The organism is Kitasatospora brasiliensis (assembly GCF_032654805.1).
GTDB lineage: Bacteria > Actinomycetota > Actinomycetes > Streptomycetales > Streptomycetaceae > Kitasatospora > Kitasatospora brasiliensis.
In genome coordinates, this window is record NZ_JAUOOW010000005.1 from 695,711 (window position 1) to 718,527 (window position 22,817).

The following is a 22,817-nucleotide window of genomic DNA, read 5'->3' on the forward strand; positions in this document are numbered from 1 at the left end:
TTGGATGGGCAAGAGCCGCAGAACTGTTCCCGAGGAACTCTTGCTGCTCGCTTTGGACCCGACCACGGGTACCACGGCGCAGCCGCAGACCCTCGACCTCGGACTCGCCGGGGCGCAGCTCGTCGAGCTGTCCCTGGCCGGACGGATCGTACCGGAGGGAGACCGGATCGCCGTCGTGCTCGCACGGCCGACCGGCGACCCGACCCTTGACCACGCACTGGAACTGCTGCGCCGACGCGGCAGTCCGGTCCGCGCGGCGCATTGGATCGGAGGGCCCCGGCTGGGGCTTCGTCAGACGTACTTGGCGCACCTGGAGCGCTGCGGCATGGTCACGGCCGTGCCGGGCCAGGTGTGCGGGGTGCTGCCGACGACCCGGTACCAGGCGTCCGACGACTGCACCAACGCCGCGATCAAACAGCGGCTGGACACCGCGATCCGCACCGGTGTGCCGCCGGACCCCCGGACGGCCGCGCTCGCCGCGCTCGCCCATTCGGTCGGGCTGGGCAAGCACCTGTACCCGGGCAACGAGGGTCGGTCCTCGCGGTCGCGGCTGCGCGACCTGATCCGGTACGACCCGTTGGGCGGGATGGTCGCGCACGCCGTGATGGATGTGCAGAACGGCCTGCCCGCACAGCAGAACCGTTCTTCCCAGGGTTCCGGGGCCGCTTCCGGCCGTCCTGGCACCCGTACGGCGGGCCGGGGCTCGGGCGGGCGGGTCTCCGCTCCCCGGGTCGGCGTCCGCTGACCCGGCGGGCCGCCAAGGCCTCCGGGTCTCGTACGGCCGCAGGAACACGTACGACCGCAGGAACACGTACGACCTCCGGGACGCGCACGGCCGCCGGAGCGGGCACGGCCGGGCGGGCAGCCACCAGGGCGCCCGACGCCACCGACCGCGCGCCCGACGGCGCTCGCCGCCCCGTTCACGCCGCCCGACGGCGCTGAGCGGCCCGGCGCACCACCGGTGCCACCGCTTGTCGAAGGCACCGGATCGAAGGCACCAGCAGCACCCAGGGGCGGTCGCCCCGCGACGCGAGTCGCCCGGCGACCGCCCCTCTGCCGTCCCCTGACGCCCGGCAGCGGCCCGCCTCCGCACCCGTCGGAGGCCCCTGCGAACCGGGCCGGGGACACCCACCACAGCATCTGTCCGAATCACCGAGCCGCATTACCACCTGGGGGCTTTCGCTGTCTCGCGGAAGTGCTTTTCCGATGATCTGTTCTACCGCGCTGCCAAGAATCCCCCGCGCCGACCTGGCCCAAGGTGTCATGCTGCTCCGAGTCAGGGGGGTTGGTCCCAATGTCCGAAGTGTTCCGAGGACTGCCGTTCCAACGAGCACCAGAGGTCCGGCCGGAGGTCGAAGTGTCCGCCAACGTCAATCCCACCGTGCGCCGTCGGCGCCTGGGTTCGGAGCTGCGCAAACTCCGCGAGGGCCTGGGCATGACGGCGGAGGAGGTGGCCGGCCGGCTGATGGTCTCCCAGTCGAAGATCAGCCGACTGGAGAACGGCCGCCGCAGCATCAGCCAGCGCGACGTGCGCGACCTCTGCGACGTGTACAACGTGGCCGACGAGCAACTGCGCGCCAGCCTCATGGAGATGGCCAAGGAGTCGCGCCAGCGCGGCTGGTGGCACGACTTCAACGACATGCCGACGCCGTACAGCGTCTACATCGGACTGGAGGCCGAGGCCTCCTCGATCCGCGCGTACGAATCCTCCTTCGTCCCCGGCCTGTTGCAGACCGAGCTCTACGCCCAGGCCGTCGTCGAGGGCACCCAGCCGGACACCGACGCCGTCGCCGTGCAGCGCCGGGTGCAGGTCCGGATGAAGCGCCAGGAACGCATCCACGGCGAGAACCAGCTCGGCAGCCTGTGGACCGTCGTCGACGAGGCGGTGCTGCGCCGCGAGGTCGGCAGCAAGGCGGTGATGGCCCAGCAGTTGCGGCAGATGCTGGACCTCAGCCTGCGCCCGAACATCACCATCCAGGTGATCCCGTTCTCGCACGGCGCCCACCCCGGTATGACCGGCACATTCTCACTGCTGGAGTTCCCCGAGTCAGCCGATTCCACGGCTGTCTACTTCGAAGGTGTGACGAGCGATCTCTACCTGGAGAAGGAGGCGGACGTGCGCCGCTATACCGGTCTGTACGACTACCTGAGAGCGGCCGCGCTCGGTGTCGCGGAGAGCCGGTCGCTGATAGCCGACATCGAGAAGGAATTCCACGAATGATCACCCCGTCCGAGTACGGAACCGATTGGCGCAAGAGCAGTCACAGCGGGGGCCAGGGCGCCTGCGTGGAGATCGCCCTCCCCGGTGTCGGGGAGGTGGCGGTCCGGGACTCCAAGGACCCCGGAGGCCCGCAGCTGCGCTTCTCGGCCGAAGGCTGGACGTCGTTCGCCTCGGCGGCGGCGACCGGCGCCTTCGGCGGCCTCCCGGGCTGACCGGCCCGAGCGGTTCCGCATTCGGACGCGTTGCCCGTAGCGGTGGCCGCCGCCCCTCGGCGGCGGTCGGCGCCACGGGCAACGCGCTTGCCGGCTCCGGTGGTCCGGCCGGTGGTTCGGCCAGTGGTCCGGCCGGTGGTTCAACCAGTGGTCCAGCCGGTGGTCCGGCCGGTGGTTCAGCCGGCCACCGGGTAGCGGCCGGCCCAGTGGGCGCCCTCCGGGGTCCGCCGGTCGTGCAGTTCGGCGCCGTGCACCAGCTCCATCACGAAGTCGTCGGCGAGTTCGAGGATCGCCCCGCGCCCTTCGAGTCCGGCCAGCAGACCGGGCGGCAGCGCGGTGTCCCCGTGCAGCGCCCCGAGCAGGTTGCCGCAGATCGCGCCGGTGGAGTCGCTGTCCCCGGAGTGGTTGACCGCCAGCAGCAGGCCCGAGCGCACGTCGTGCGCGACCAGCGCGCAGTAGACCGCGATCGCCAGCGCCTCCTCGGCGACCCAGCCCTCCCCCAGCGCCTCGACCCGGTCGGCGGACGGCTCGCCGGCCCGCACCGCGTCCAGGGCGGCCCGCAGCGCGGCGGTGGTCTCCTCGTGCGCCTGCCGCTCGGAGAGCAGCGCGAGCGCGAGGTGCACGCCCTCCTCCAGGGTGCCGCCGCGGGCGACGGACTGGACGATCACCGCGAACGCGCCCGCCGCGAGGTAGCCGGTGGGGTGGCCGTGGGTGAGCACCGAGCACTCCACCGCGAGCTGGAACACCAGGCCGGGCTCCCAGCTGGTGAGCAGCCCGAAGGGGGCCGCCCGCACCACCGTGCCGCAGGCCTTGGAGTGCGGGTTCTTGGGGCTGTCCAGGGTGCCGAGCCGCTCGGCGTCGGCCCCGGTGAGGCCGGACAGACAGCCCTGGCCGGGGGCGCGCTGGGCGTACAGCCACTCCTCGCGGCCGAGCCAGCCGAGGTCGGGGCGGCGTTCGTCCGGGCCCCAGTCGTGCTGGGTGGCGGCCCAGCGCAGGTAGGCCAGGTGCAGATCGGTGGGCGGGTGCCAGCTGCCGGTGTCGCGCCGGATGTGGGCGCGGATCAGCCCGTCGACGGTGAAGAGGCTGAGCTGGGTGTCGTCGGTGACGGCGCCGGTGCGCCCGTACGCGGGGACGTAGCCGGTGACGCCCTGCGGGCCGTGCCGGTCCCGGATCTTCTCCAGTGGCTCGAACTCGACGCCCGCACCCAGCGCGTCGCCGATGGCACCGCCGAGCAGACAGCCCCGCACCCGGCTGCGGTAGTCCTGCTGCTGGGCGCGTGACCACAGTGGCATCACGACGGGGCGCCTTTCGTCGGGGTCGGGGGCCGCGAGCGGCACCACGGCGGCCGACGCGCCCTGGCACTGTACTTCGAAGGTTCGAACGGATCGACGGGATCCCTCGCGGCCCGACGGCCCCGCGCCCGGCCCGCCGACGGTGCGGCGGGCCGGGCCGACGGCCTCAGTCCAGCACCGGCAGCAGCTTCGGCAGGTGCCCGTCCGAGGCCAGTGCCGCGGCCCGCCGCTCGGCCGGCACCTCGCCGTAGGTGGTGGTGCGCTGGCGGTGCGGACGGCCCGCCGCCTCGGCGATCGCCTCCAGGTCGCGCACCGACTTGTAACTCCCGTACGCCGAACCGGCCATCCGCGAGATGGTCTCCTCCATCAGCGTGCCGCCCAGGTCGTTGGCGCCCGAGCGGAGCATCTCGGCCGCGCCCTCGGCACCCAGCTTGACCCAGCTGGTCTGGATGTTGGGGATGTGCGGGTGCAGCAGCAGCCGGGCCATCGCGACCACCGCGCGGTTGTCCCGGGCGGTCGGGCCGGGCCGGGCGATGCCGGCCAGGTAGACCGGGGCGTTGGTGTGGACGAACGGCAGGGTGACGAATTCCGTGAAGCCGCCGGTGCGTTGCTGGATCTCGGCGAGCAGCCGCAGGTGGCCCAGCCAGTGCCGCGGGGTGTCCACGTGCCCGTACATCATCGTGGACGAGGAGCGCAGGCCCAGCTCGTGCGCGGTGCTGACCACCTCGACCCAGGTCGCGGCCGGCAGCTTGCCCTTGGTGAGCACCCAGCGGACCTCGTCGTCCAGGATCTCGGCGGCGGTGCCCGGGATGCTGTCCAGGCCCGACTCCTTGGCCCGCTGGAGCCAGTCCCGGATCGACATCCCGGTGCGGGTCGCGCCGTTGACCACCTCCATCGGCGAGAAGGCGTGCACATGGATGCCGGGCACCCGCTCCTTCACCGCGCGGGCGATGTCGAAGTAGGCGGTGCCGGGCAGGTCCGGGTGGATGCCGCCCTGCATGCAGACCTCGGTGGCGCCCACCTCCCAGGCCTGCGCGGCCCGGTCGGCGACCTGCTCCAGGGAGAGGGTGTAGGCGTCCGCGTCGGTGCGGCGCTGGGCGAAGGCGCAGAAGCGGCAGCCGGTGTAGCAGACGTTGGTGAAGTTGATGTTCCGGGTGACGCAGTAGGTGACCTCGTCGCCGACTGCGTCCCGGCGCACCGCGTCGGCGATCCGGCACAGCGCGTCCAGGGCCGGGCCGTCCGCGTGGAACAGGGCCAGCGCCTGGTCGTCGGTCAGCTTCACCGGGTCGTCCGCGGCCACCGCGAGGGCCTCCCGCAGGTCCCCGGCCAGCCGCTCGGGGGCGCCCTTGGCGAGCACCTGCTCGCGCAGCACCTCCCAGTCGCCGTACACGTCCTCGAAGTCGGCCCGGCGGTCGCCGGTGCGGCCTTCGGTGTCGATGGTGGCGTGCAGGTCGGTGCGCCCGTACGACTCCGGCAGGTCCTCGGGCTCCTGCCAGGGCAGGCCGCGGACCGGCGCGTCCGGGTTCGCCAGGCCGGTGGCCGGGTCGGCCAGGGCGCGCACGTGCGGCAGCACCCGCGGGTCCAGCCAGGGCTCGCCGCGCAGCACGTACTCGGGGTAGACGGCGAGGCGTTCGCGCAGCTCGAAGCCGGCCGCGGCGGAGCGCTCGGCGAGCCGGTCGATCTGCGGCCAGGGGCGTTCGGGGTTGACGTGGTCGGGGGTGAGCGGGGAGACGCCGCCCCAGTCGTCGATGCCGGCCGCGATCAGCCGCTCGTACTCCCCGTCCACCAGGTTCGGCGGCGCCTGGAGGCAGGCGGTGGGGCCCATCAGGTGCCGGGCGACGGCCACCGTGGCGACCAGCTCGTCCAGTTCGGCGTCCGGCATGCCGCGCATCGCGGTGTCCGGCTTGGCCCGGAAGTTCTGGAGGATCAGCTCCTGGACGCCGTGGTAGGCGCGGGAGACCTTGCGCAGCGCGAACAGCGACTCGGCGCGCTCCCGGTAGGTCTCGCCGATGCCGATCAGCAGGCCGCTGGTGAACGGGACGGAGCTGCGGCCCGCGTCCTCCAACACCCGCAGCCGGACGGCCGGTTCCTTGTCCGGGGAGCCGTAGTGCGGGCCGCCGGGCTCGCTCCACAGCCGGGTGGCGGTGGTCTCCAGCATCATGCCCATCGAGGCGGAGACCGGCTTGAGCCGCTGGAAGTCCGTCCAGCTCAGCACCCCGGGGTTGAGGTGCGGCAGCAGGCCGGTCTCCTCCAGGACGCGGATCGCCATGGCGCGCACATAGGCGACGGTGTCGTCGTAGCCGTGCGCGTCCAGCCACTCGCGGGCCTCGGGCCAGCGGTCCTCGGGCTTGTCGCCGAGGGTGATCAGGGCTTCCTTGCAGCCGAGTTCGGCGCCGCGCCGGGCCACCTCCAGCACCTCGTCCGGGGACATGAACAGCCCGTGGCCGTCGCGGCGCAGTTTGCCGGGGACGGTGGCGAAGGTGCAGTAGTGGCACTTGTCGCGGCAGAGCCGGGTGAGCGGGATGAAGACGCTCTTGGAGTACGTGATCACCCCGGGGCGGCCGGCCGCTTCGAGGCCGGCGTCGCGGACCCGGGCGGCGCTCGCGCACAGGTCGAGCAGGTCCTCGCCTCTGGCCTGGAGCAGCACGGCGGCCTCGGCCGTGTCGAGGGCGACGCCGTCCCGGGCGCGGCGCAGGGCGCGGCGCATCGCGTTGGCGGTCGGTGGGGTGCTGTCGTCCTCGGCTGTTGCGTCCATGGCGCGACCCTATGCCAGAGGTGGTACCCGGGAGGGAGGGAACCCTGAGACCGTCTCAGGGTCGGGGTACCCACGAAGGCCACCCCGATCTGGCCCCGCAGGGCGATGACGGCGGCGGTGCGGCCGCCTGTAATGGAGGGGCAAGGCCAACCACACCGGTATCCGGAGGAGTTGAGGACGTCATGACCAATGAGAAGGCGGCGGGGGACGATCTGGACGGCGGCGTGCCGTACCGATCCCGACGGCGTGTCCTGGTGCGCGCCGCGGTACCGGTGGCGGTGGCCGCGACGATCGCCGCGGGGGTGGGCCTGGTCCCGGCGCTGGCCGCCGACGGAGCGCCCGACCTGCCGACGGTGACGGCGGAGCAGCTGGTCGCCAAGGTGCTCGGTTCCGAGACCCAGTCGCTGTCCGGGACGGTCGCGGTCTCCACCGACCTCGGGCTGCCCACCCAGCTGCTGGGCGCGGCCGGCGGTCTCGGCGGGGCGGTCGGCGGGCACGGCGGCGGCAGCGGCCAGGGCTCCGCCGCGGACCCGCAGGCCAAGCTGATGGGCCTGCTCGGCGGGGACCAGACGGTGCGGGTCGCGGTGGACGGTCCGGAGCGCCAGCGGGTGGACGTGCTGGAGAAGATGTCCGGCTACACCCTGGTCCGCAACGGCGACCAGACCTGGGCCTGGGACAGCTCCTCCAACAGCGCGGTGCACACCACCGGGCGGGCCGCCGAGTCGCGGCAGCACGCCGGGGCTCCGTTGTCCGAGCTGCCGACCACCCCCCAGGAGGCTGCCAGGCAGTTCCTGGCCGCGGGCGCCGGCACCACCTCGGTGACGGTCGCCGGGACGGCCAAGGTGGCCGGGCAGAACGCCTATCAGCTGAGCGTGAAGCCCACCCAGTCCGGCTCGACCCTGTCCGAGGTCCGGATCGCGGTGGACGCCGACAACGGGGTGCCACTGTCGGTGGCGGTGACGTCCGTCGACGGCGGCACCGTGCTGAACGTCCGCTTCACCGAGGTGTCCTTCGCCAAGCCGGACGCCAAGACCTTCGAGTTCACCGCCCCCAAGGGCGCCAAGGTGACGGACCGGAAGGCGGATGCGGCGGCCAAGGGTGACGCGGCCAAGGGCGACCCGGCCAAGGGCGCGCCGGGCGACGCCAAGGAGCACCACGGCGTGAACGTGGTCGGCGAGGGCTGGACGACGGTCGTCTCCACTCGGCTGCCCAGCACCGTGGAGGCGGCGCCCAAGGGCGACGCCAAGGGCGGCAAGCACGGCGGCCACGGCGGCGACACGGCCCGGTCGATGAACCCGCAGGCGCTGGTGAAGTCGCTCGGCAAGCCGGTCGACGGCGGCACCCTGGTGAGCACCAAGGTGCTCAACGTCCTGCTCACCGACGACGGCCGGGTCTTCGCCGGCGCGGTGACGCTCCCGGTCCTCCAGCACGCCGCCGGGGTGAACTGACGCATGACCAAGGCTCCCGTAACGGGGGACGTTACGGAGTCGGCCGGGGGGCCGGGCGCCGAGCCGCGCCCGGCCCCCGTTCCCCCCGCCGCTCTCGCCGCCCCCGCCACTCCCGAGACCGCCCCGCCCGGCACCGACGACGTGATCCGCACCCGTGGCCTGACCAAGCGCTTCCGCGGCGGCCAGCTCGCCGTGGACGGCCTGGACCTGGCCGTGCCGCGCGGCTCCGTCTTCGGTTTCCTGGGCCCCAACGGCTCCGGCAAGACCACCACCATCCGGATGCTGATGGGCCTGATCGCCCCCACCTCGGGCGCGGCCGCCGTGCTCGGCGAGCCGATGCCGCAGTCCGTCGCCACCGTGCTGCCCCGGGTGGGCGCGCTGATCGAGGGCCCGGCCCTGTACGGCTTCCTCTCCGGGCGGGACAACCTGGCGCGCTTCGACGCCGCCGACCCGACCGCCGACCCGCGCACCCGCCGGGAGCGGGTAGAGGCGGCGCTGGAGCGGGTCGGCCTGAGCGCCGCGGCGGGCAAGAAGGCCCGCGCGTACTCGCTGGGCATGAAGCAGCGCCTGGGCCTGGCCTCGGCGCTGCTCCAGCCGCGCGAGCTGCTGGTGTTGGACGAGCCGACCAACGGGCTGGATCCGCAGGGCATGCGGGAGATCCGGACGCTGGTCCGGGAGGTCGCGGCGGAGGGCACCACGGTGTTCCTCTCCTCGCACCTGCTGGACGAGATCGAGCAGGTCTGCACCCATGCCGCGGTGATGTCCCGTGGCCGGCTGGTGGTGCAGGGCACCGTCGCCGAGCTCGCCGCCCGGGCGCAGGGCCGGCTGGTGGTCCGCACCCCGGACGTGGCGCGGGCCGCCGAGGTGCTGGCGGAGCACCGGGTCACCGCCCTGGTGGCCGGCGAGGGCCGGGTGGACGGCGAGCCGGGCGTCCTCGGCGAGGAGGCGCTGCCCAGGCTGTGCGCTGCGCTGGTGGAGGCCGGGGTGCGGGTGCACGGCTTCGGGTTGGAGCGGGGCACATTGGAGGACGCCTTCGTGGCGCTGACCGGGGAGGGCTTCGATGTCGCGGGCTGAGGCCGTGCCGATCGTCGGCGGGCGGCGGCCGCAGACGGCGGCCGGGTTCCTGGCGCTGTTCCGCAGCGAGCTGCACCTGACGTTCCGCCGGATGCGCACCAAGGTGCTGCTGGCCATCCTGGCGGTGCTGCCGATCCTGATCGGGGTGGTGATCAAGCTCAACACCGACAGCCCGCGCGAGGGCGGCGGTCCGAGCTTCATCGCCCAGACCACCCAGAACGGGCTGTTCCTGGTCTTCACCGCCCTCGCGGTCGCCCTGCCGGTCTTCCTGCCGATGACGGTCGGCGTGGTCGCCGGGGACGCGGTGGCGGGCGAGGCGGCGGCCGGGACGCTGCGCTATCTGCTGGTCGCCCCGGCCGGGCGGACCAGGCTGCTGGCCGCCAAGTTCACCGCCGGGCTGGTGTTCTGCCTGGCCGCGACGGCGGCGGTCGCGGTGACGGCGCTGGCCGCGGGCGCGGTGCTCTTCCCGCTGGGGGAGGTCACGCTGATCTCCGGGGACACCATCGGCCTCGGCGACGCGCTGCTGCGGGCGGTGCTGGTGGCGCTGGTGGTCGCGGGCTCGCTGGCCGGGCTGGTGGCGATCGGGCTGTTCGTCTCCACCCTCACCGGCAGCGGCATCGCGGCGATGGCCGCCACCGTGGTGCTGGTGGTGACCGTCCAGATCCTGGACGTCTTCCCGCAGCTGCACGCGGTCCAGCCGTTCCTGTTCTCCCACTACTGGCTGAACTTCGCGGATCTGCTGCGGGCGCCGATGTACTGGGACGGGGTGCTGAAGGACCTCGGCCTCCAGGCCGCCTACGTCGCCGTGTTCGGCTCGGCGGCCTGGTCCCGCTTCACCAGCCGGGACATCAGCGCGTGACGGACGCCTCCGCCGGTACGGGCTGCGGCACGGCCGCGGCCCGCACCGCGCGGTCGGCCCGCACCTGGCGCAGCGCGTCCCAGGTGAGCAGCGCGAGCGCGGCCCAGACCAGGGCGAAGCCGGCCCAGCGGGCGGGCGGCATGGACTCGTGGAACACCGCGACGCCGAGCAGGAACTGGAACACCGGCGCCAGGTACTGGAGCAGCCCGAGCACGGTCAGCGGCAGCCGGGTCGTGGCGGCGCCGAAGAACAGCAGCGGGATCGCGGTGACGATCCCGCTGAGCATCAGCAGCCCGGAGTGCCCCCAGCCGTACGAGCCGGCCATCGTGTGCCCGAAGGTGCCGCGCCCGCTGACCTCCAGGTAGACCAGGTAGCCGAGGGCGAACGGGAACATGAAGGCGCTCTCGGCCGCCAGGCTCTCCAGCCCGCTCAGCCCGACCTGCTTCTTCAGCAGGCCGTACGTGGAGAAGGAGAACGCCAGGGTGAGCGCGATCCAGGGCAGCTGTCCGAGGGCGACGGTCAGCACCACGACGGCGACCGCGCCGATGCCCACCGCCGCCCACTGGCCGCCGCGCAGCCGCTCCTTGAGCACCAGGACGCCGAAGGCGATGGTGACCAGGGGGGTGATGAAGTAGCCGAGGCTGGTCTCGACCACGTGCCCGGCGTTGACGGCCCAGATGTAGACGCCCCAGTTGACGGATATCACCGTGGCGGCGCCGGCCAGCATGGCGAGCCTGCGGGGCTGGCGCAGCACCGGGCGGATCCAGCCCCAGTGCCGCTGGGCGATCAGCAGCAGGACGACCGCGACCAGCGACCAGACCATCCGGTTGGCCAGGATGTCGTCGGCCGCGCTGGGTTCCAGCAGCGGCCAGAACAGCGGGAACAGGCCCCAGATGCCGTACGCGGCGACGCCGTACCAGAGGCCTCGGCCGCTGTCCTGCTGTGCTGTTCCCGCCATGGCCGACTGCCTTCCCGCGCGCTTGTGTCGAGGCGACGGTAGCGGTCGGAAGGGCTGAATGTCATATGTGTTTCCGTACTTTGGTCATGACATTGCCTGATATCGGACGGGTCCGGGGCGCTCCGGGCCCGCTGCCGGACCCGGAGTCGCTACGCCTCAGGCGCCCAGGGCCGCACGGACGGACTCGGCCAGCGGGACGGTCGGGCGGCCGATCAGCCGCGCCAGGTCGCCCGGGGTACCGGCCAGCTCGCCGCGCGCGATGCCCGCGTCCACGTCCACCAGGGCCTCGGCGAAGCCCTGCGGCAGGCCCGCGCCGACCAGGGCCTCCAGGTGCTCGGCCGGGGTGACGTCCCGGTGCTCGACCGGCTCGCCGGAGGCCTTCGCCAGCTCGGCGGCCAGCTCGGGCAGGCTCCAGGCGGCGTCGCCGGTCAGCTCGTACGCCTTGCCCTCGTGCCCCTCGCCGACCAGGACGGCGACCGCCGCGGCCGCGTAGTCCCGGCGCGGGGCGGTGGCGATCCGGCCCTGCCCGGCGCTGCCGAGCACCACGCCGCGCGCCACCGTGCCGGCCGGGTCGCCCAGGTAGTTCTCGGTGTACCAGCCGTTGCGCAGGAACACGTACGGCAGCCCGGAGGCCAGGATCAGCTCCTCGGTCGCCCTGTGCTCGTCAGCCAGCCGGAAGGTCGCGGCGGCCGGGATGCTGGTGTAGGCGAGCAGCGCGACCCCGGCGGCCTTCGCGGCCTCCACCACGGCCCGGTGCTGCGGGATCCGGCGGCCGACCTCGCTGCCCGAGATCAGCAGCACCCGGTCCCCCGCGGCGAAGGCGCCGGCCAGGGTCTCCGGCTTGTCGTAGTCGACGACGTGGACGGTCACGCCGCGCGCGGCGAGGTCGGCGGCCTTCTCGGCGGAGCGGACGGCGACGGCCACCTCGCTCGCGGGGACCTCGGCCAGCAGGCCTTCGACGACGAGACGGCCGAGCTGGCCGGTGGCACCGGTGACGACGTACATGGTGTTGCTCCTCTGGGGATCGCTACGGGGTTCTGGCCTCACAACTCACCCTAGGGGTGGCACTAACTTCTGGTAAGTACGCACTTCGAAGTAGGGTACTGATATGAAGGTAAGCGAGCTGAAGACGGGCGCACTGCCGCCCGCCGACGTCTTCGACCGGATGTGCCCGTCCCGGGGCGTGCTGGAGCACGTCACCAGCCGCTGGGGGGTGCTGGTGCTCGGCGCGCTGGACGAGCGCGGCTACCGGTTCAGCGAGCTGCGCCGCAGGGTCTCCGGGGTCAGCGAGAAGATGCTCGCCCAGACCCTCCAGACGCTGGAGCGGGACGGCTTCGTGCTGCGTGAGGCGCACCCGGTGATCCCGCCGCGGGTCGACTACAGCCTCACCCCGCTGGGGCGGGAGGCGGCCGAGCTGGTCACCACGCTGGCGCGCTGGTCGGAGCACCGGGTGCCGGAGGTCGAGGCGGCGCGCGTGGAGTACGACGGGCGCTGAGCGGGCCTGGCTACCGTCGCCCGACGAGCGCGTCGAGTCCGTCCAGGACGCGGGCCAGGCCGAAGGCGTACGCGTGGTCCGGGCTGTACGCGCCGCCGTGCGCCTCGCCGGCCGCGGCCCCGACCCGGGCGGCGACCGGGTAGCGCTCGGGGTCGAAGACCCGGCCCAGCAGCTCGGCGTTGGCGGCCCACCACTGCTCGTCGGTCATCGCGCTGTCCTGCCGGGCGGCGCGCTCGTCGGCGGCCATCCGGGCGCAGGTCTGGACGAAGCCGAGCAGATGGGTCAGCGCGGCGTCCAGGTCGACGTCGGGCAGCCCGGTGCCCTCGAAGGCGCGCAGTTCGTACTCGTACTTGGCCATCAGGCCGGGCCCGAGCGGCGGGCGGCTGGTGGACACGGCGGCGACCCACGGGTGGGCGCGGTGCAGCGCGCGGTTGTCGTCCGCGACGGCGGTGACCCGGGCCCGCCAGCCCTCGTCCGCGGGGGTGCTGCGCGGCATCGTGGCGTAGACGGTGTCCAGCATCAGGTCGAGCAGCTCGGCCTTGCCGGGCACGTAGGTGTACAGCGCCATCGGGGAGAGCCCCAGCTCCTGCGCGACCCGGCGCATGGTGACGGCGTCCACGCCCTCGGCGTCGGCGAGGGCGATCGCGACGGCGGCGATCTCCCCGGTCGACCGGGCCTGCCGGGGCCCGCGCCGGCCGGGCTTCTCCTCGGCGGTGAGGCCCCAGAGCAGGGCGAGGGTGCGCGCCGGGTCTCCTGCGCTGCTGCGGTCGGTGGCCATGGGGCCATCGTGTCACGCGGTACGGACGGCTACCGTCTCCCCATGACCAGCCCTGAGCCCCTCCCCGGTACGGAGTCCGCGCAGACCCTCCGCCCGCGGGTGACCTGCCGCCGCTGCCACCGGCCGCTGCATGACCCGGAGTCACGGATGCTGCGGCTGGGGCCGGAGTGCCGGGACCCGGCGGAGCGGGTCGCCCGGTTCGACGTCGACCAGGAACCGCTGCCCGGCGTGTAGGGCGCGGTCACCCCCTGCGGAAGAGACGGCGCAGTCGGCCGGGACGGGGCGCCTCCTTGGCGACCTCTTCGGCGGCCTCTTCCGCCCCCGCGTCGGCCGCGTCCTCCCGGGCCGTCAAGTGCCGGGCCAGCTCGCGGTCCTGCTCGGACATCCAGGGCGCGACCAGCACCAGCGCGGACAGCGAGCGCAGGATCGTCACCACCCGGGTGCGGCGGGCCCGGGCGCCGTGGTGCAGCCGCTGCCGGAGCAGGTCGGCGACGTCCGGCCGGGTCTGCGACTGCGTCCAGCCGATCGCGACCAGCGCGAAGCCGGCCGCCTCGACCACCCAGTCCTCCGGCCCGAGCAGCAGGTCGCGCAGCACCCGGCGGCGCTCCGAGCCCTCCCAGGGCTGGTCGGTGCGGTGGTGGGCGATGCCGAGGCAGGCGAAGACCTGGACGGCGCGCACCCAGAGTTCGGGCTGGTGGGCGAGCAGGGCGCGGCCGAGTTCGTCCTCGCGCGGCATCGGCGGGTGGACCAGGACACCGAGCAGGTCGTCCAGCGGCAGTCCGGCCAGCCGGACGGCCTGGTCGTAGGCGGCGGGCACGGTCGGCCAGAAGATCTCGGCGGTGGCGCGGACCAGTTCGGCGCTCCGCGGCGCGGGCGGGGCGACGGCCGGGCGCGCTTCGGTGCCCTCCCAGGCCCAGATCCGGGTGGTGGGCTCGATCAGCGGCAGCCGGGGGTCCGGTTCGCCGACGGCCTGGTAGCTGACACTGGAGCGCGGCAGCGCCAGCCGGACGGCCAGCACCGAGCTGGGCGGCTCCACCGTGGAGGCGGCGCACTCGATCTCGGTGTCGCGGTCGGTGTCGGGGGCGGCGAGCACCTGGTGCAGCACGTTGACGGTCGCCTCGGTGGTGCCGGCGACCAGGCCGAGCCAGGGCTCCCGGTGGCTCAGCCGCTCCAGCAGCTCCTGGGCGTACTCGTGCTCGGGGTGGGCGCGGTGGTGGTCGGCCAGGCCGAGCAGGTGGGCCGGGTCGCCGTCCAGGGCGTGGCGCAGCCCGTACCGGGCCGGTCCGGCCTTGGGGTGGTCGGGCTCGGCGGCGAGCACCCGGTCCAGCCAGGGCAGGCCCTCGGCGGGGCGGTCGAGGGCGGCGTACAACTCGGCGACGTCCACGGCCAGGTAGCTGCCGGCGCCGTCGCGGTCGGCCGCCGACCGCTCCAGTTCGGCCTCCCAGACGGCGAGCGCCTGCTCCGGCCGGCCGTCCGAGCGCAGGGCGTTGCCGAGCATCACGGCGGGCAGGTAGCCGGGGGCCGACCGGTGGGCCCGGTCGGCGAGTTCGACGGCGCGGGCGGTGTCGCCGAGCCGGCGGGTCAGACCGGAGGCCATCGCGAGCAGCGGCACATGGCCGCCGTGGTGGGCCACCACAGCCTGCACGAAGTCGTGGAACGGCCGTATGGCGTCCGCCGGTTCGGCCGGGAGCGGGTCGGGCAGGGAGCCGCTCGCGCGGGCCACCGCCTGGGCGACGGTGTCCGGGTCGACCAGGGCGGGGAGGTCCTCGCGGGCGAGCCAGGCGGCGTGCGCCCAGGGCCGGGCCGGCTCGTGCTGGATGGCGTGGGCGAGCAGGCCGACGGCGGCGTCCCAGTCTCCGGCGGCGGCCTCCACATGGGCCCGGCAGACGGCCGTGCCGAGGTAGACCGGGCCGTCCAGCGGGAACAGCTCGCGGGCCGCCGCCGGGCCGCCCGCCGCCGCGCACAACTCGGCCAGCGCCTCGTGCAGTTCGGGCAGCTGGGGGTCGGCGAGGATCGCGTCGCCGAGGTGCTCGGCGGCGTGCGTCAGCTCGCCGGAGTCGATCGCCAGCCGGGCGACCGCGACCTCGCCCTCGGCCGTCAGGCGCTCGTCGTCCGCGCCGTCGCCGTGCCCGCTCATCCGCCCCGCTCCCCGGTGGTCTCGCCTTGTTCCGTCCTGCTCCGCAGGAGGCTATCCGGTGCGACCGACAGCTCGGCGATCACCCGGGCGGCTGCCGCCGTCCACGTCATGGATCGGATACGACTCGTACGGGTGGTTTGAAGCTTCGAGGACTTCAGAAGGCGCCTTGCAGCCACCACGATGGCCGAGGTCCTTCGCCAGCGAAGTGCCAATCCTACAAAGGGAATCGAGGAGATCGATGAAGCTCTCGCGCACCCTGTCCCTGGCCGCCTCCGCCGCCGTCCTGAGCACCCTCGCCGTCGCCGGCCAGACCGCCCCGGCCTCCGCGGCCGGCTCCTTCGTGGTCAGCGAGTCCCAGTTCAACCAGATGTTCCCGAGCCGCAACGGCTTCTACAGCTACAAGGGCCTGACCGACGCCCTGGGCGCCTTCCCGAAGTTCGCGGCCACCGGCGACACCGCCACCCGCAAGCGCGAGGCGGCCGCCTTCCTGGCCAACGTCAGCCACGAGACCGGCGGCCTGCGCTACGTCGTCGAGCAGAACACCGCCAACTACCCGCACTACTGCGACACTTCACAGCCGTACGGCTGCCCGGCCGGGCAGGCCGCCTACTACGGTCGCGGGCCGCTCCAGCTGAGCTGGAACTTCAACTACAAGGCGGCCGGCGACGCGCTGCACATCGACCTGCTGCACAACCCCAACCTGGTGCAGACCGACCCGGCCACCTCCTGGAAGACCGCCCTCTGGTTCTGGAACACCCAGAGCGGCGCCGGGCGGATGACCCCGCACGACGCCGTCGTCAACAACAAGGGCTTCGGCGAGACCATCCGCAGCATCAACGGCGCGCTGGAGTGCGACGGCAAGAACCCCGACCAGCGCAACAGCCGCATCAACCTCTACAAGCAGTTCGTCGGCGTCCTGGGCACCGACGTGGGCGGTGGCAACATCTCCTGCTGACAGGCTCGTTGGCGCGCGGAGTCGTTCAGCGGATCCACTCAACGGGCCACCGGGGCGGCGCCGGTGGCCGCGAGGGACAGCTCCCACAGGCGGGCGGCCGCCTCCGGGTCCGCCGCGTGCGGGCGGACGCCGCCGTCGTCCATCGGGGTGTACGGCCCGCAGGCCTCGGCCACCTCGCAGTCCTCCAGGTAGAGCCCGCCACACCCGTCGAGCAGCGGCGAGGTGGCCGCCCACAGGCCGGTGGCGGAGCCCTGCGACGGGGTCTTGAAGTCGGCGCCGACCACCCGGCCCTCGGCGTCCACCCAGCCGCGCTCGACCTGCTCCTCCAAGGTCAGCTCCCGCTGGAGCCCAGTGATGATCTTGCCCGGGTGGAGCGCGAACGCCCGTACCCCGTCGTTCTGTCCGAGCACGTCGAGGTGCACGGCGAACAGGGCGTTGGCGGTCTTGGACTGGCCGTACGCCAGCCACCGGTCGTAGCCGGTGCGAAAGTGCGGGTCGTGCCAGCGGATCCCGCTGAGGGCGTGCCCGGCGGAGCTGTGCGTGACCACCCGCGCGCCGTCGCGGGCGGCGGCCAGCAGCGGATACAGCTCACAGGCGAGGAGGAAGTGCCCGAGGTGGTTGGCGGCGAACTGCCCCTCCCAGCCCGGCCCGACGCGCCGCTCCGGGGTGGCCATCACCCCGGCCACGGCCAGCAGCAGGTCCAGCCGGTCGGTGGCCTCGCCGATCAGCCCGGCGGCGGCGCGGACGCTCGCGGGGTCGGCGAGGTCCATCGGGACGATCCGGACCCCGAGCCCGCCGAGCGCGGCGCGGGCGACGTCCGGGCGCCGGGCCGGGACGATCACCCGGGCCCCGGCGGCGGTCAGCGCCCGGGTGGTCTCCAGGCCGAGGCCCGAGTAGCCGCCGGTCACGACGGCGGTGCGGCCGGAGAGGTCGAGGCCCGCCAGGACGTCCTCGGCGGTGCTGGCGGCCGAGAAGGGCGAGCCGACCTTGTTGTTCGTGGTGGTCATGGCGAGGACGGTAGGACGTAGAGCGCGGTCTAGCTCAAGCCCCCGGCCCCTATGATCTGACCACATGACAGACCTCACCATCGGCGAGGTGGCCGAGCGCACCGGCCTCAGCGTGCACGCCCTGCGCTTCTACGAACGCGAGGGACTGCTGGTCGGCCCGGTGCGGCGGACGGCGGGCGGCCGCCGCCGGTACGCCCTGCTCGACGTCCAGTGGCTGGAGATCTGCGTCCGGCTGCGCGAGTCCGACATGCCGCTCGCCGACCTGCGCCGCTTCGCCGAACTGGTCCGACAGGGCCCGGGCAACGAGGCCGAACGGCTGCGGCTGCTGGACGCCCACCAGCCGCGCGTCAACGAGCGGATCCGGGAACTGGAGGAGTGCCGCTCGCTGATCGCCTGGAAGGCCTCCGTCTACGCCGACCACCTGGCGCGCGGCGAGGCCGGCGGCCTCTGGGACCCGACGGCCGACCGTCAGCCCTCCTCGTCCTCGTCGTAGGGCGGGATGGTCCAGCGCAGCACCGTCCCACCGGTCCCGTCGGCTTCGAGGGTGACCGGGAAGGCCTGCCCCCAGTCCCGCCCGCCGTGATGCCGCACGGAGTGGTCGCCCTGGCACCAGTCGATCCCGAGCACCTGGCAGCCGCCGACCTCGATCGCGCCCACGTTCAGCGGGTGGTGCAGGCCGGCCCGCCGGAAGCGGAAGTAGTCGACGTGCGGCTCCACCGAGCCGGCCACGCCCTGGCCCCACACCCCGCCCCGCCAGGTGCTGATCTCGGCCTCCAGCGCGACCGCCTCCGCCATCGGGACGTCGAGCCATCCGTACACCCCGTCGACGCCGCCGGGGTGGGGAATCCGCTCGCCGCCGAACCGCGCGTGGGCGTCCTCCTCGTACCGGCCCCAGAACGTCACGTCGCCCAACCCGTCGGCCGGTTCGTCCTCCTGCCCCGTCCAGGCGTCCAGCCCCACGCCGTCGCCGATCACCATGCCGCTCCGGTCGACCGGCAGGTCCCCGAGCAGCACCGGGCCGTCCACCCCCTCGGGCCACGGCAGGCCGAGCTCGATCTCCAGCGTCGCGATCGTCGGCTCCTCGTCGAACATCGAAGGCTCGGTGGTGGCCCGCACCGCCAACGGCCGGTCGGCGGCGGCCGGCACGGCGACCGCCTCGCACTCCTCCTCCCGCAGGTACCCGCCGCCCGCCTTCGCCGCCACCCCGGCCCGCACCGACAGGGGCTCGCCCACCTCCCGCCAGTAGTCGATCCAACCGGCCATGCCGAGCACCACCACCCCGGAGGGCGCGGTGACGAATCCCAGGTCAACGAAGGTTTCGGACATGCCCCGATGATCCCAGGCCCCTCCGACACCTCGATCCGCCTGAGTACGCGTACTCACGACCAGCCCTGGGCGCCCTTGGGACGATGCTCGGATGCCGACGTGGTTACTCGACCTGCTGCTGACGGTCCCGCTCGTGGCAGGCGAGGGGTTGGCCGCCACGGCCTGGTTCTTCCGGGGCAGTTGGGAGACCTGCCAGGGCAGGCGGAAACCCACCCCGCCACCCGTGGTCGCGCGGTGGCTGGTGGGCTTCCTGGTCTTCCTCGTCGGAACGGGCGTCGGACTGCTCCGCCTCCACCTGCCCATCGCCGCTACGGCACAGGGCGGGCTGGCCGCGCTGGTCGCTGTGCTACTCGCCCTGGGGGCTGCGGAGTTGCTCCGCCACCGAAGGTCCCGTGATCGGGCGGACAGCCCCTGACCGGGCCGGACTTCCCGCTCAGGTTCCCACGGACTTGAGACACATGACGGACCCCGGGGTCGACGCGATGCCTTCCTCGCAGAAGATGAACGAGGGGATGGGGTCGCCGGTCCGCGCGATGATGAGAGCTCCTGTGAAAGGCCCCTCGGCGGGAGCACCGCCCGAGGCGACGCAGTTGCCCGCACCCAGGTTGTAATCAGGGATCACCACGTCACAGGTGTACACCGGAGCATTTTGGGCGTGAGCGGCGGGCGTGGCGAGCGCCACCGGGACCAGGGCCAGCGTTGCGGTGGCCGCGGTGGCCATGAGGCGTCGGACGGACATGAGGGGTCTCCCTAGCTGTCAGTGCGGGGTCGCACACCAGCAGGTTCGACGGACGGTGCCCGGCCTACAACCGTACGCACCCGAACGAGTGGCGGGCGCCATCAGCGGGGGTTGAGGCGAGTGGCGGCCCAGGGGGAGTTACGGCCGGCGGCCTCGCGGTAGGCGATGCGCTGGACGGCGAAGAGCAGGCGATGGAGGTTGAGGGCGGTCTCGGAGTCGTCGGCGGCGAAGCCCAGGTCGAAGACGAAGGTGTCGAGCTCGGCCCAGTCGAAGTCGTCGGGGACGGGCGGGGCGACGGCGACACCGAAGAGGGCGTTGAAGGCGGCGGCGACGGCGTAGTTGGCGGCGGCGAGGGCGTTGGTGACGACGGGGTCGGCGGCCGGGTCGAGCGTGTTCATCGCGACTCCTCTGCGTCGGATTCCGCGAGAAGGGTGAGGAGGTTCAGGAGGGTGGAGGCGGGGGCGCTGCCGAAGCGGACGATGACCTGCCCGTGCCGGGTGTTCGTGCAGGCGGCGGGGAAGTAGAGGCCGAACTTCTTGCCACGCCGGTGGAGTTCGTTGAGGAGGGCCAGGACGTCGCGTTCGCTGTAGGCGCGGACCCGACGGTCGCCGGGCTTCATCGGGAAGCGATTCACGCGGTGGCCTCCTGGATCAGCTCGAACCAGACAACCTTGCCATCCTTGCGCGGCTCCGCGCCGAACCGGTGGGTGAGGGAGCGGACCAGGTGGAGACCCCGGCCGGACTGCGAGAGCGGGTCGACGGGGAGGTCGGGCTCGGCCGGAAGGGTCGAGCTGCCGTCGCAGACCGAGACCCGCAGGCACACCGGGGAGAGCACGAGGGTGACGAGCGGAGCTGAACTCCCGGCATGTCGCCACGCATTGACGAAGAGTTCGTGAAGCGCGAGTTCGGCGTCGGAGATGACCGAGGGACGCCACCCCGCAGAGGTGAGGAGACCGGAGAGCTCGGACCGAGCGGTCGACCAGTCGGGAGGGTTGCAAGCACGCATGAGAGCCCCTGGGGAGTAGGAGGGGAATCGAGGAAGACGGACACTCCGCCACGTGATCGGTGCAACACTGAGAGTAGGGCGATAGGTGTTACGCGTGCAACCAGATCGCCAAGATGCCTAGCTCAGCTTGACTAAGCTCACTCGTGCGGGTGGAAACTGGCCCGATACGGAAGGAATCCCCCCTTGGCACTCAGGACCCAAATCAGCGAACGACAGCGGCGGTTCGGCGCTGAGCTGAGGAGGTTGCGCGAGGCAACAGGCCTCGCAGTCAAGGATGCCGGCGCCCTCATCGGCATGGCGGGCCCTCAGCTCAGCCACATCGAGGCGGCGCGAACGTCGCTCGACCCGGAGCGACTCTCGGTCTTGCTCGACGCTTACGGGTGCACGGATGAGACCTACATCGCCCTGCTGCGCGATCTCGGCGCCAGCGACGGCAAGGGCTGGTGGAGCAACTTCAAGGGCCAAGTACCTTCCCTGTCACTCGACCTGGCCGAGTCAGAAGACCGGGCAGTCCGGCTCGACAACTACGAGACACTTCACATCCCTGGCATCCTTCAGCTGCGCGCCTACACCGAAGCGGTCTACGCCGACGGCACTGGCAAGTGGGACACTGCACGACAGATCGAGTTCCGCATGGAGCGACAGCGCATCCTGACCGATGGAAAGCTGCGGCAGTTCCGCTTTGTCATCCACGAGGCGGCACTGCGTATGCGGTTCGCAGGAGATGAGGTCATGCGAGCTCAACTGATCCACCTGATGGAGATCGCGGAGCTACCCAACGTCGACCTCCAGGTCATGCCGTTCGCTGCGCCGAAACGTGCGCCCTTCTCCGCTTCATTCCTGCTCTGCGACCCCGGCTGCCCCGAACTCTCAACCGTCACCCTGGACGGCCCGAGGCGGGCGGAGCACATTGGTGAACAGGCCGAGCTGGCGGCCTACCGCCAGATGTTCCAGCAGCTCAGTGCTCACGCTCTGCCGGTGGCCGACCGCGAGACGGCGTTGCGCGGACTCCCCAATCGCGATTCCTGGGGGCTCCTACATCATCTTCTCTATCTGCTTCAGTCGTGAAAGGCCCGTGATGTCCCACCTGTCCTGGCAAAAGTCGTCGTACAGCAACGCCGAAGGCGCCAATAACTGCCTTGAGCTGGCCGCTGGCGTCAGCGATCTCTGCCACCTCCGCGAATCTGATGCCCCCGAGACCATCATCACCACCACAGCCACCAAGCTGAGGACCTTTGTCCTCAGCGCCAAGGCCGGCGAGTTCGACCACCTCATCTAGATCCGACAGTTGCTGGACGGAGCCATACATGCACCCGCTGCTGTGGAGGAAGTCATCGTTCAGCGGATTCAACGAAGGCGGCAACTGCGTTGAACTCGCAGCCACAGCTGACGGCCACCGCTACCTTCGCGAGTCGGACGATCCATCCGTCGTCATCACCACCACCACCGCCAGCCTCCACGCCCTCCTCCTCGGCGCCAAGGCTGGCGACTTCGACCACCTCACCTGACCCCACCCTCGCCTGCTCATTGGCCCCCAACGAGCAGGCGAGACAATTCGGAACACAATAGGGGCGGGACGGCCGGGTGGCCGTCCCGCCCCTACATGCTCCAACAGCTCAGTCACCCGGCACCGGCTCCATCACGAAGCCCAGCCGAGCCACGACTTCGCCATCAGCCCACCGAACCGGTACACCCCACACTTCCAGGCCCGGCTCGGGGGCCACTTGCTGTTGCCGGTAGCACGCAACCAGCTCCGCGTACCGAGGGTCGATCCACTCCATCGAAAGACCTCCTGTCCCGTGCCCGGCAGCCTACGCCTTCACCACACGCCCGAAGGCTTGGCCGCCATCGGCCTGATAGAACTGTGCGGCGCGTGCTGGCACTTGGCCGCCACGAACACCAGCACCTCCGCCTTCAGCACTTCCTGGGCCGCCGCGCCATGCCATACCTGGGATCACCCGCAGCCGACCGCTTCTTCCCTGCCCGCTCGCCGCTTCGGCGAGCGGGCAGGCCAGGCTTCCCATCCCCCGGAGAGGGGCACCCACCACGTTGAGCACCTCCCGGCCCGGCGCCCACGAGGCCCGCCTCGAACTCGGTCGCCGCCTGCGGGCGATCCGCACGGCGGCCAAGCTCGATGGCCGTACCCTGGCATCCCGCCTCGGCTGGCCTGCCAGCAAGGTCTCCAAGCTCCAACTCGGGCGCCAGATCCCCACGGTGGACGATCTCCGTGCCCGGGCAACCGCCTGCACCCTCTCGACACCGGGCGATGTCGTCGGCTGGCTCCAGGCCCGCTACGAGGAGAACCCTCCCCCTCTCGCCCAGGATGAACGACTCCCCGTCAAATTCCGGTCCGCGTACGCCGTCGAGGCTCTCTCCGGCGGATCCGACGTGGTCTGGGCGTACTGGCAACAGGAGGCCGGCCCGCGCTTCGTACACCTGGCCGCGGTCTGCTGCCCCAACCGGGTCTGGCCCTCGATCCCCTGCCCGAGCCCCTGATCCGTAATTACCCCGGAAATGCGAAGAACCCCCATCCGGATCCCGGATGGGGGTTCTTCA

28 protein-coding genes are annotated in these 22,817 nt (G+C 72.5%); 15 read left to right on the forward strand and 13 right to left on the reverse strand.

Translation table 11 applies throughout. From position 1 onward, the window contains the following. Window positions 1-4 precede the first annotated feature (4 nt). The 3 genes from QWJ13_RS22625 to QWJ13_RS22635 all read left to right on the forward strand — a co-directional run bounded on the left by QWJ13_RS22625 (window position 5) and on the right by QWJ13_RS22635 (window position 2,433). Entirely contained in the window at window positions 5-745 is a 741-nt protein-coding gene (locus QWJ13_RS22625) for a GOLPH3/VPS74 family protein (protein ID WP_316526650.1), read from the forward strand. Window positions 746-1,357: 612 nt separating this feature from the next. After that, complete coding sequence (locus QWJ13_RS22630) at window positions 1,358-2,221, forward strand: helix-turn-helix domain-containing protein (protein ID WP_316526651.1); 864 nt, start codon at window positions 1,358-1,360, stop codon at window positions 2,219-2,221. Next, complete coding sequence (locus tag QWJ13_RS22635) at window positions 2,218-2,433, forward strand: DUF397 domain-containing protein (protein ID WP_316526653.1); 216 nt, start codon at window positions 2,218-2,220, stop codon at window positions 2,431-2,433. The genes QWJ13_RS22630 and QWJ13_RS22635 overlap by 4 nt, the downstream gene beginning before the upstream one ends. Window positions 2,434-2,609: 176 nt before the next feature. On the opposite strand, the gene QWJ13_RS22640 is transcribed toward QWJ13_RS22635, so the two are convergent. Both QWJ13_RS22640 and QWJ13_RS22645 read right to left on the reverse strand, forming a co-directional pair. Beyond that, window positions 2,610-3,725 carry an ADP-ribosylglycohydrolase family protein gene (locus QWJ13_RS22640; RefSeq protein ID WP_316526654.1) on the reverse strand — a complete coding sequence of 372 codons (1,116 nt, stop codon included), beginning with the start codon at window positions 3,723-3,725 and terminating at the stop codon, window positions 2,610-2,612. Window positions 3,726-3,891: 166 nt separating this feature from the next. Next, a complete protein-coding gene (locus QWJ13_RS22645) occupies window positions 3,892-6,480 on the reverse strand; it encodes a bifunctional FO biosynthesis protein CofGH (protein ID WP_316526655.1) in 2,589 nt (862 codons plus the stop codon). Between the two features lie 182 nt (window positions 6,481-6,662). Here QWJ13_RS22645 and QWJ13_RS22650 point away from each other — a divergent pair, with 182 nt between their 5' ends. Genes QWJ13_RS22650 through QWJ13_RS22660 form a run of 3 tightly spaced genes read left to right on the forward strand, consistent with a single transcriptional unit; the run spans window position 6,663 to window position 9,861 of the window. Then, window positions 6,663-7,928, forward strand: a complete 1,266-nt coding sequence (locus tag QWJ13_RS22650) for a LolA family protein (RefSeq protein ID WP_316526656.1) — start codon at window positions 6,663-6,665, stop codon at window positions 7,926-7,928. A gap of 3 nt (window positions 7,929-7,931) precedes the next feature. Then, on the forward strand, window positions 7,932-9,002 hold the full coding sequence (locus QWJ13_RS22655; RefSeq protein ID WP_316526657.1) for an ABC transporter ATP-binding protein: 1,071 nt from the start codon (window positions 7,932-7,934) through the stop codon (window positions 9,000-9,002). Beyond that, on the forward strand, window positions 8,989-9,861 hold the full coding sequence (locus tag QWJ13_RS22660; RefSeq protein WP_316526658.1) for an ABC transporter permease: 873 nt from the start codon (window positions 8,989-8,991) through the stop codon (window positions 9,859-9,861). The genes QWJ13_RS22655 and QWJ13_RS22660 overlap by 14 nt, the downstream gene beginning before the upstream one ends. On the opposite strand, the gene rarD is transcribed toward QWJ13_RS22660, so the two are convergent. Further along, window positions 9,851-10,819, reverse strand: a complete 969-nt coding sequence (rarD, locus tag QWJ13_RS22665) for an EamA family transporter RarD (RefSeq protein ID WP_316526659.1) — start codon at window positions 10,817-10,819, stop codon at window positions 9,851-9,853. The two genes, QWJ13_RS22660 and rarD, sit on opposite strands and share 11 nt — an antisense overlap. Window positions 10,820-10,975: 156 nt before the next feature. After that, a complete protein-coding gene (locus tag QWJ13_RS22670; protein ID WP_316526660.1) occupies window positions 10,976-11,824 on the reverse strand; it encodes an SDR family oxidoreductase in 849 nt (282 codons plus the stop codon). 103 nt (window positions 11,825-11,927) lie between these two features. Between QWJ13_RS22670 and QWJ13_RS22675 the strand changes: the two genes are divergently transcribed. Then, complete coding sequence (locus QWJ13_RS22675) at window positions 11,928-12,314, forward strand: winged helix-turn-helix transcriptional regulator (protein WP_316526662.1); 387 nt, start codon at window positions 11,928-11,930, stop codon at window positions 12,312-12,314. Window positions 12,315-12,324: 10 nt separating this feature from the next. Here QWJ13_RS22675 and QWJ13_RS22680 read toward each other — a convergent pair whose 3' ends face one another. Continuing rightward, window positions 12,325-13,092 carry a TetR/AcrR family transcriptional regulator gene (locus tag QWJ13_RS22680; protein ID WP_316526663.1) on the reverse strand — a complete coding sequence of 256 codons (768 nt, stop codon included), beginning with the start codon at window positions 13,090-13,092 and terminating at the stop codon, window positions 12,325-12,327. Between the two features lie 42 nt (window positions 13,093-13,134). Between QWJ13_RS22680 and QWJ13_RS22685 the strand changes: the two genes are divergently transcribed. Beyond that, entirely contained in the window at window positions 13,135-13,326 is a 192-nt protein-coding gene (locus tag QWJ13_RS22685) for a DUF6011 domain-containing protein (RefSeq protein ID WP_316526664.1), read from the forward strand. 7 nt (window positions 13,327-13,333) lie between these two features. Here QWJ13_RS22685 and QWJ13_RS22690 read toward each other — a convergent pair whose 3' ends face one another. Continuing rightward, window positions 13,334-15,229 (reverse strand): tetratricopeptide repeat protein, encoded by a 1,896-nt coding sequence (locus QWJ13_RS22690; protein WP_316526665.1) that lies wholly within the window; start codon window positions 15,227-15,229, stop codon window positions 13,334-13,336. A 238-nt stretch (window positions 15,230-15,467) separates the two neighbouring features. On the opposite strand from QWJ13_RS22690, the gene QWJ13_RS22695 reads away from it, so the two are divergent. After that, window positions 15,468-16,184: a chitinase gene (locus QWJ13_RS22695; RefSeq protein ID WP_316526666.1), complete on the forward strand. Its 717-nt coding sequence runs from the start codon at window positions 15,468-15,470 to the stop codon at window positions 16,182-16,184. Window positions 16,185-16,222: 38 nt separating this feature from the next. Here the strand turns inward: QWJ13_RS22695 and QWJ13_RS22700 are convergent, their stop codons facing one another. Next, complete coding sequence (locus tag QWJ13_RS22700) at window positions 16,223-17,191, reverse strand: SDR family NAD(P)-dependent oxidoreductase (RefSeq protein ID WP_316526668.1); 969 nt, start codon at window positions 17,189-17,191, stop codon at window positions 16,223-16,225. Between the two features lie 64 nt (window positions 17,192-17,255). Here QWJ13_RS22700 and QWJ13_RS22705 point away from each other — a divergent pair, with 64 nt between their 5' ends. Next, complete coding sequence (locus tag QWJ13_RS22705) at window positions 17,256-17,684, forward strand: MerR family transcriptional regulator (protein ID WP_316526669.1); 429 nt, start codon at window positions 17,256-17,258, stop codon at window positions 17,682-17,684. Here QWJ13_RS22705 and QWJ13_RS22710 read toward each other — a convergent pair. Beyond that, on the reverse strand, window positions 17,660-18,517 hold the full coding sequence (locus QWJ13_RS22710) for a hypothetical protein (RefSeq protein WP_316526670.1): 858 nt from the start codon (window positions 18,515-18,517) through the stop codon (window positions 17,660-17,662). The genes QWJ13_RS22705 and QWJ13_RS22710 overlap by 25 nt on opposite strands. Before the next feature lie 91 nt (window positions 18,518-18,608). Between QWJ13_RS22710 and QWJ13_RS22715 the strand changes: the two genes are divergently transcribed. Continuing rightward, entirely contained in the window at window positions 18,609-18,932 is a 324-nt protein-coding gene (locus tag QWJ13_RS22715; RefSeq protein WP_316526671.1) for a hypothetical protein, read from the forward strand. Between the two features lie 18 nt (window positions 18,933-18,950). On the opposite strand, the gene QWJ13_RS22720 is transcribed toward QWJ13_RS22715, so the two are convergent. The 4 genes from QWJ13_RS22720 to QWJ13_RS22735 all read right to left on the reverse strand — a co-directional run bounded on the left by QWJ13_RS22720 (window position 18,951) and on the right by QWJ13_RS22735 (window position 20,261). Beyond that, window positions 18,951-19,256, reverse strand: a complete 306-nt coding sequence (locus tag QWJ13_RS22720) for a hypothetical protein (protein WP_316526672.1) — start codon at window positions 19,254-19,256, stop codon at window positions 18,951-18,953. A 101-nt stretch (window positions 19,257-19,357) separates the two neighbouring features. Further along, on the reverse strand, window positions 19,358-19,654 hold the full coding sequence (locus QWJ13_RS22725; RefSeq protein ID WP_316526673.1) for a hypothetical protein: 297 nt from the start codon (window positions 19,652-19,654) through the stop codon (window positions 19,358-19,360). After that, complete coding sequence (locus tag QWJ13_RS22730; protein WP_316526674.1) at window positions 19,651-19,890, reverse strand: hypothetical protein; 240 nt, start codon at window positions 19,888-19,890, stop codon at window positions 19,651-19,653. The genes QWJ13_RS22725 and QWJ13_RS22730 overlap by 4 nt, the downstream gene beginning before the upstream one ends. Then, entirely contained in the window at window positions 19,887-20,261 is a 375-nt protein-coding gene (locus QWJ13_RS22735) for an ATP-binding protein (RefSeq protein ID WP_316526675.1), read from the reverse strand. Before QWJ13_RS22735 ends, QWJ13_RS22730 begins: the two co-directional genes overlap by 4 nt. A 183-nt stretch (window positions 20,262-20,444) precedes the next feature. On the opposite strand from QWJ13_RS22735, the gene QWJ13_RS22740 reads away from it, so the two are divergent. Genes QWJ13_RS22740 through QWJ13_RS22750 form a run of 3 tightly spaced genes read left to right on the forward strand, consistent with a single transcriptional unit; the run spans window position 20,445 to window position 21,769 of the window. After that, entirely contained in the window at window positions 20,445-21,329 is an 885-nt protein-coding gene (locus QWJ13_RS22740) for a helix-turn-helix domain-containing protein (RefSeq protein WP_316526677.1), read from the forward strand. Window positions 21,330-21,339: 10 nt separating this feature from the next. Beyond that, window positions 21,340-21,540, forward strand: coding sequence for a DUF397 domain-containing protein (locus QWJ13_RS22745; protein WP_316526679.1), 201 nt, complete (start codon window positions 21,340-21,342; stop codon window positions 21,538-21,540). A 28-nt stretch (window positions 21,541-21,568) separates the two neighbouring features. Next, window positions 21,569-21,769 carry a DUF397 domain-containing protein gene (locus QWJ13_RS22750; RefSeq protein ID WP_316526680.1) on the forward strand — a complete coding sequence of 67 codons (201 nt, stop codon included), beginning with the start codon at window positions 21,569-21,571 and terminating at the stop codon, window positions 21,767-21,769. A gap of 108 nt (window positions 21,770-21,877) precedes the next feature. On the opposite strand, the gene QWJ13_RS22755 is transcribed toward QWJ13_RS22750, so the two are convergent. Then, window positions 21,878-22,042, reverse strand: a complete 165-nt coding sequence (locus tag QWJ13_RS22755; RefSeq protein ID WP_316526681.1) for a hypothetical protein — start codon at window positions 22,040-22,042, stop codon at window positions 21,878-21,880. A gap of 268 nt (window positions 22,043-22,310) precedes the next feature. On the opposite strand from QWJ13_RS22755, the gene QWJ13_RS22760 reads away from it, so the two are divergent. Further along, window positions 22,311-22,757, forward strand: a complete 447-nt coding sequence (locus QWJ13_RS22760; protein ID WP_316526682.1) for a helix-turn-helix domain-containing protein — start codon at window positions 22,311-22,313, stop codon at window positions 22,755-22,757. The last annotated feature ends 60 nt before the right edge of the window (window positions 22,758-22,817 follow it).

Excerpts from the sequence above, each read along its gene's own strand:
- QWJ13_RS22720 (WP_316526672.1), bottom strand. The coding sequence starts at position 19,256 with ATGTCCGTCCGACGCCTCATGGCCACCGCGGCCACCGCAACGCTGGCC.
- QWJ13_RS22655 (WP_316526657.1), top strand. The coding sequence starts at position 7,932 with ATGACCAAGGCTCCCGTAACGGGGGACGTTACGGAGTCGGCCGGGGGG.
- QWJ13_RS22675 (WP_316526662.1), top strand. The coding sequence starts at position 11,928 with ATGAAGGTAAGCGAGCTGAAGACGGGCGCACTGCCGCCCGCCGACGTC.
- QWJ13_RS22725 (WP_316526673.1), bottom strand. The coding sequence starts at position 19,654 with ATGAACACGCTCGACCCGGCCGCCGACCCCGTCGTCACCAACGCCCTC.
- QWJ13_RS22635 (WP_316526653.1), top strand. The coding sequence starts at position 2,218 with ATGATCACCCCGTCCGAGTACGGAACCGATTGGCGCAAGAGCAGTCAC.
- QWJ13_RS22650 (WP_316526656.1), top strand. The coding sequence starts at position 6,663 with ATGACCAATGAGAAGGCGGCGGGGGACGATCTGGACGGCGGCGTGCCG.
- QWJ13_RS22705 (WP_316526669.1), top strand. The coding sequence starts at position 17,256 with ATGACAGACCTCACCATCGGCGAGGTGGCCGAGCGCACCGGCCTCAGC.
- QWJ13_RS22695 (WP_316526666.1), top strand. The coding sequence starts at position 15,468 with ATGAAGCTCTCGCGCACCCTGTCCCTGGCCGCCTCCGCCGCCGTCCTG.
- QWJ13_RS22755 (WP_316526681.1), bottom strand. The coding sequence starts at position 22,042 with ATGGAGTGGATCGACCCTCGGTACGCGGAGCTGGTTGCGTGCTACCGG.
- QWJ13_RS22690 (WP_316526665.1), bottom strand. The coding sequence starts at position 15,229 with ATGAGCGGGCACGGCGACGGCGCGGACGACGAGCGCCTGACGGCCGAG.
- QWJ13_RS22680 (WP_316526663.1), bottom strand. The coding sequence starts at position 13,092 with ATGGCCACCGACCGCAGCAGCGCAGGAGACCCGGCGCGCACCCTCGCC.
- QWJ13_RS22625 (WP_316526650.1), top strand. The coding sequence starts at position 5 with ATGGGCAAGAGCCGCAGAACTGTTCCCGAGGAACTCTTGCTGCTCGCT.
- QWJ13_RS22710 (WP_316526670.1), bottom strand. The coding sequence starts at position 18,517 with ATGTCCGAAACCTTCGTTGACCTGGGATTCGTCACCGCGCCCTCCGGG.
- QWJ13_RS22660 (WP_316526658.1), top strand. The coding sequence starts at position 8,989 with ATGTCGCGGGCTGAGGCCGTGCCGATCGTCGGCGGGCGGCGGCCGCAG.
- QWJ13_RS22715 (WP_316526671.1), top strand. The coding sequence starts at position 18,609 with ATGCCGACGTGGTTACTCGACCTGCTGCTGACGGTCCCGCTCGTGGCA.
- rarD (WP_316526659.1), bottom strand. The coding sequence starts at position 10,819 with ATGGCGGGAACAGCACAGCAGGACAGCGGCCGAGGCCTCTGGTACGGC.
- QWJ13_RS22645 (WP_316526655.1), bottom strand. The coding sequence starts at position 6,480 with ATGGACGCAACAGCCGAGGACGACAGCACCCCACCGACCGCCAACGCG.
- QWJ13_RS22640 (WP_316526654.1), bottom strand. The coding sequence starts at position 3,725 with ATGCCACTGTGGTCACGCGCCCAGCAGCAGGACTACCGCAGCCGGGTG.
- QWJ13_RS22735 (WP_316526675.1), bottom strand. The coding sequence starts at position 20,261 with ATGCGTGCTTGCAACCCTCCCGACTGGTCGACCGCTCGGTCCGAGCTC.
- QWJ13_RS22745 (WP_316526679.1), top strand. The coding sequence starts at position 21,340 with ATGTCCCACCTGTCCTGGCAAAAGTCGTCGTACAGCAACGCCGAAGGC.
- QWJ13_RS22670 (WP_316526660.1), bottom strand. The coding sequence starts at position 11,824 with ATGTACGTCGTCACCGGTGCCACCGGCCAGCTCGGCCGTCTCGTCGTC.
- QWJ13_RS22750 (WP_316526680.1), top strand. The coding sequence starts at position 21,569 with ATGCACCCGCTGCTGTGGAGGAAGTCATCGTTCAGCGGATTCAACGAA.
- QWJ13_RS22700 (WP_316526668.1), bottom strand. The coding sequence starts at position 17,191 with ATGACCACCACGAACAACAAGGTCGGCTCGCCCTTCTCGGCCGCCAGC.
- QWJ13_RS22685 (WP_316526664.1), top strand. The coding sequence starts at position 13,135 with ATGACCAGCCCTGAGCCCCTCCCCGGTACGGAGTCCGCGCAGACCCTC.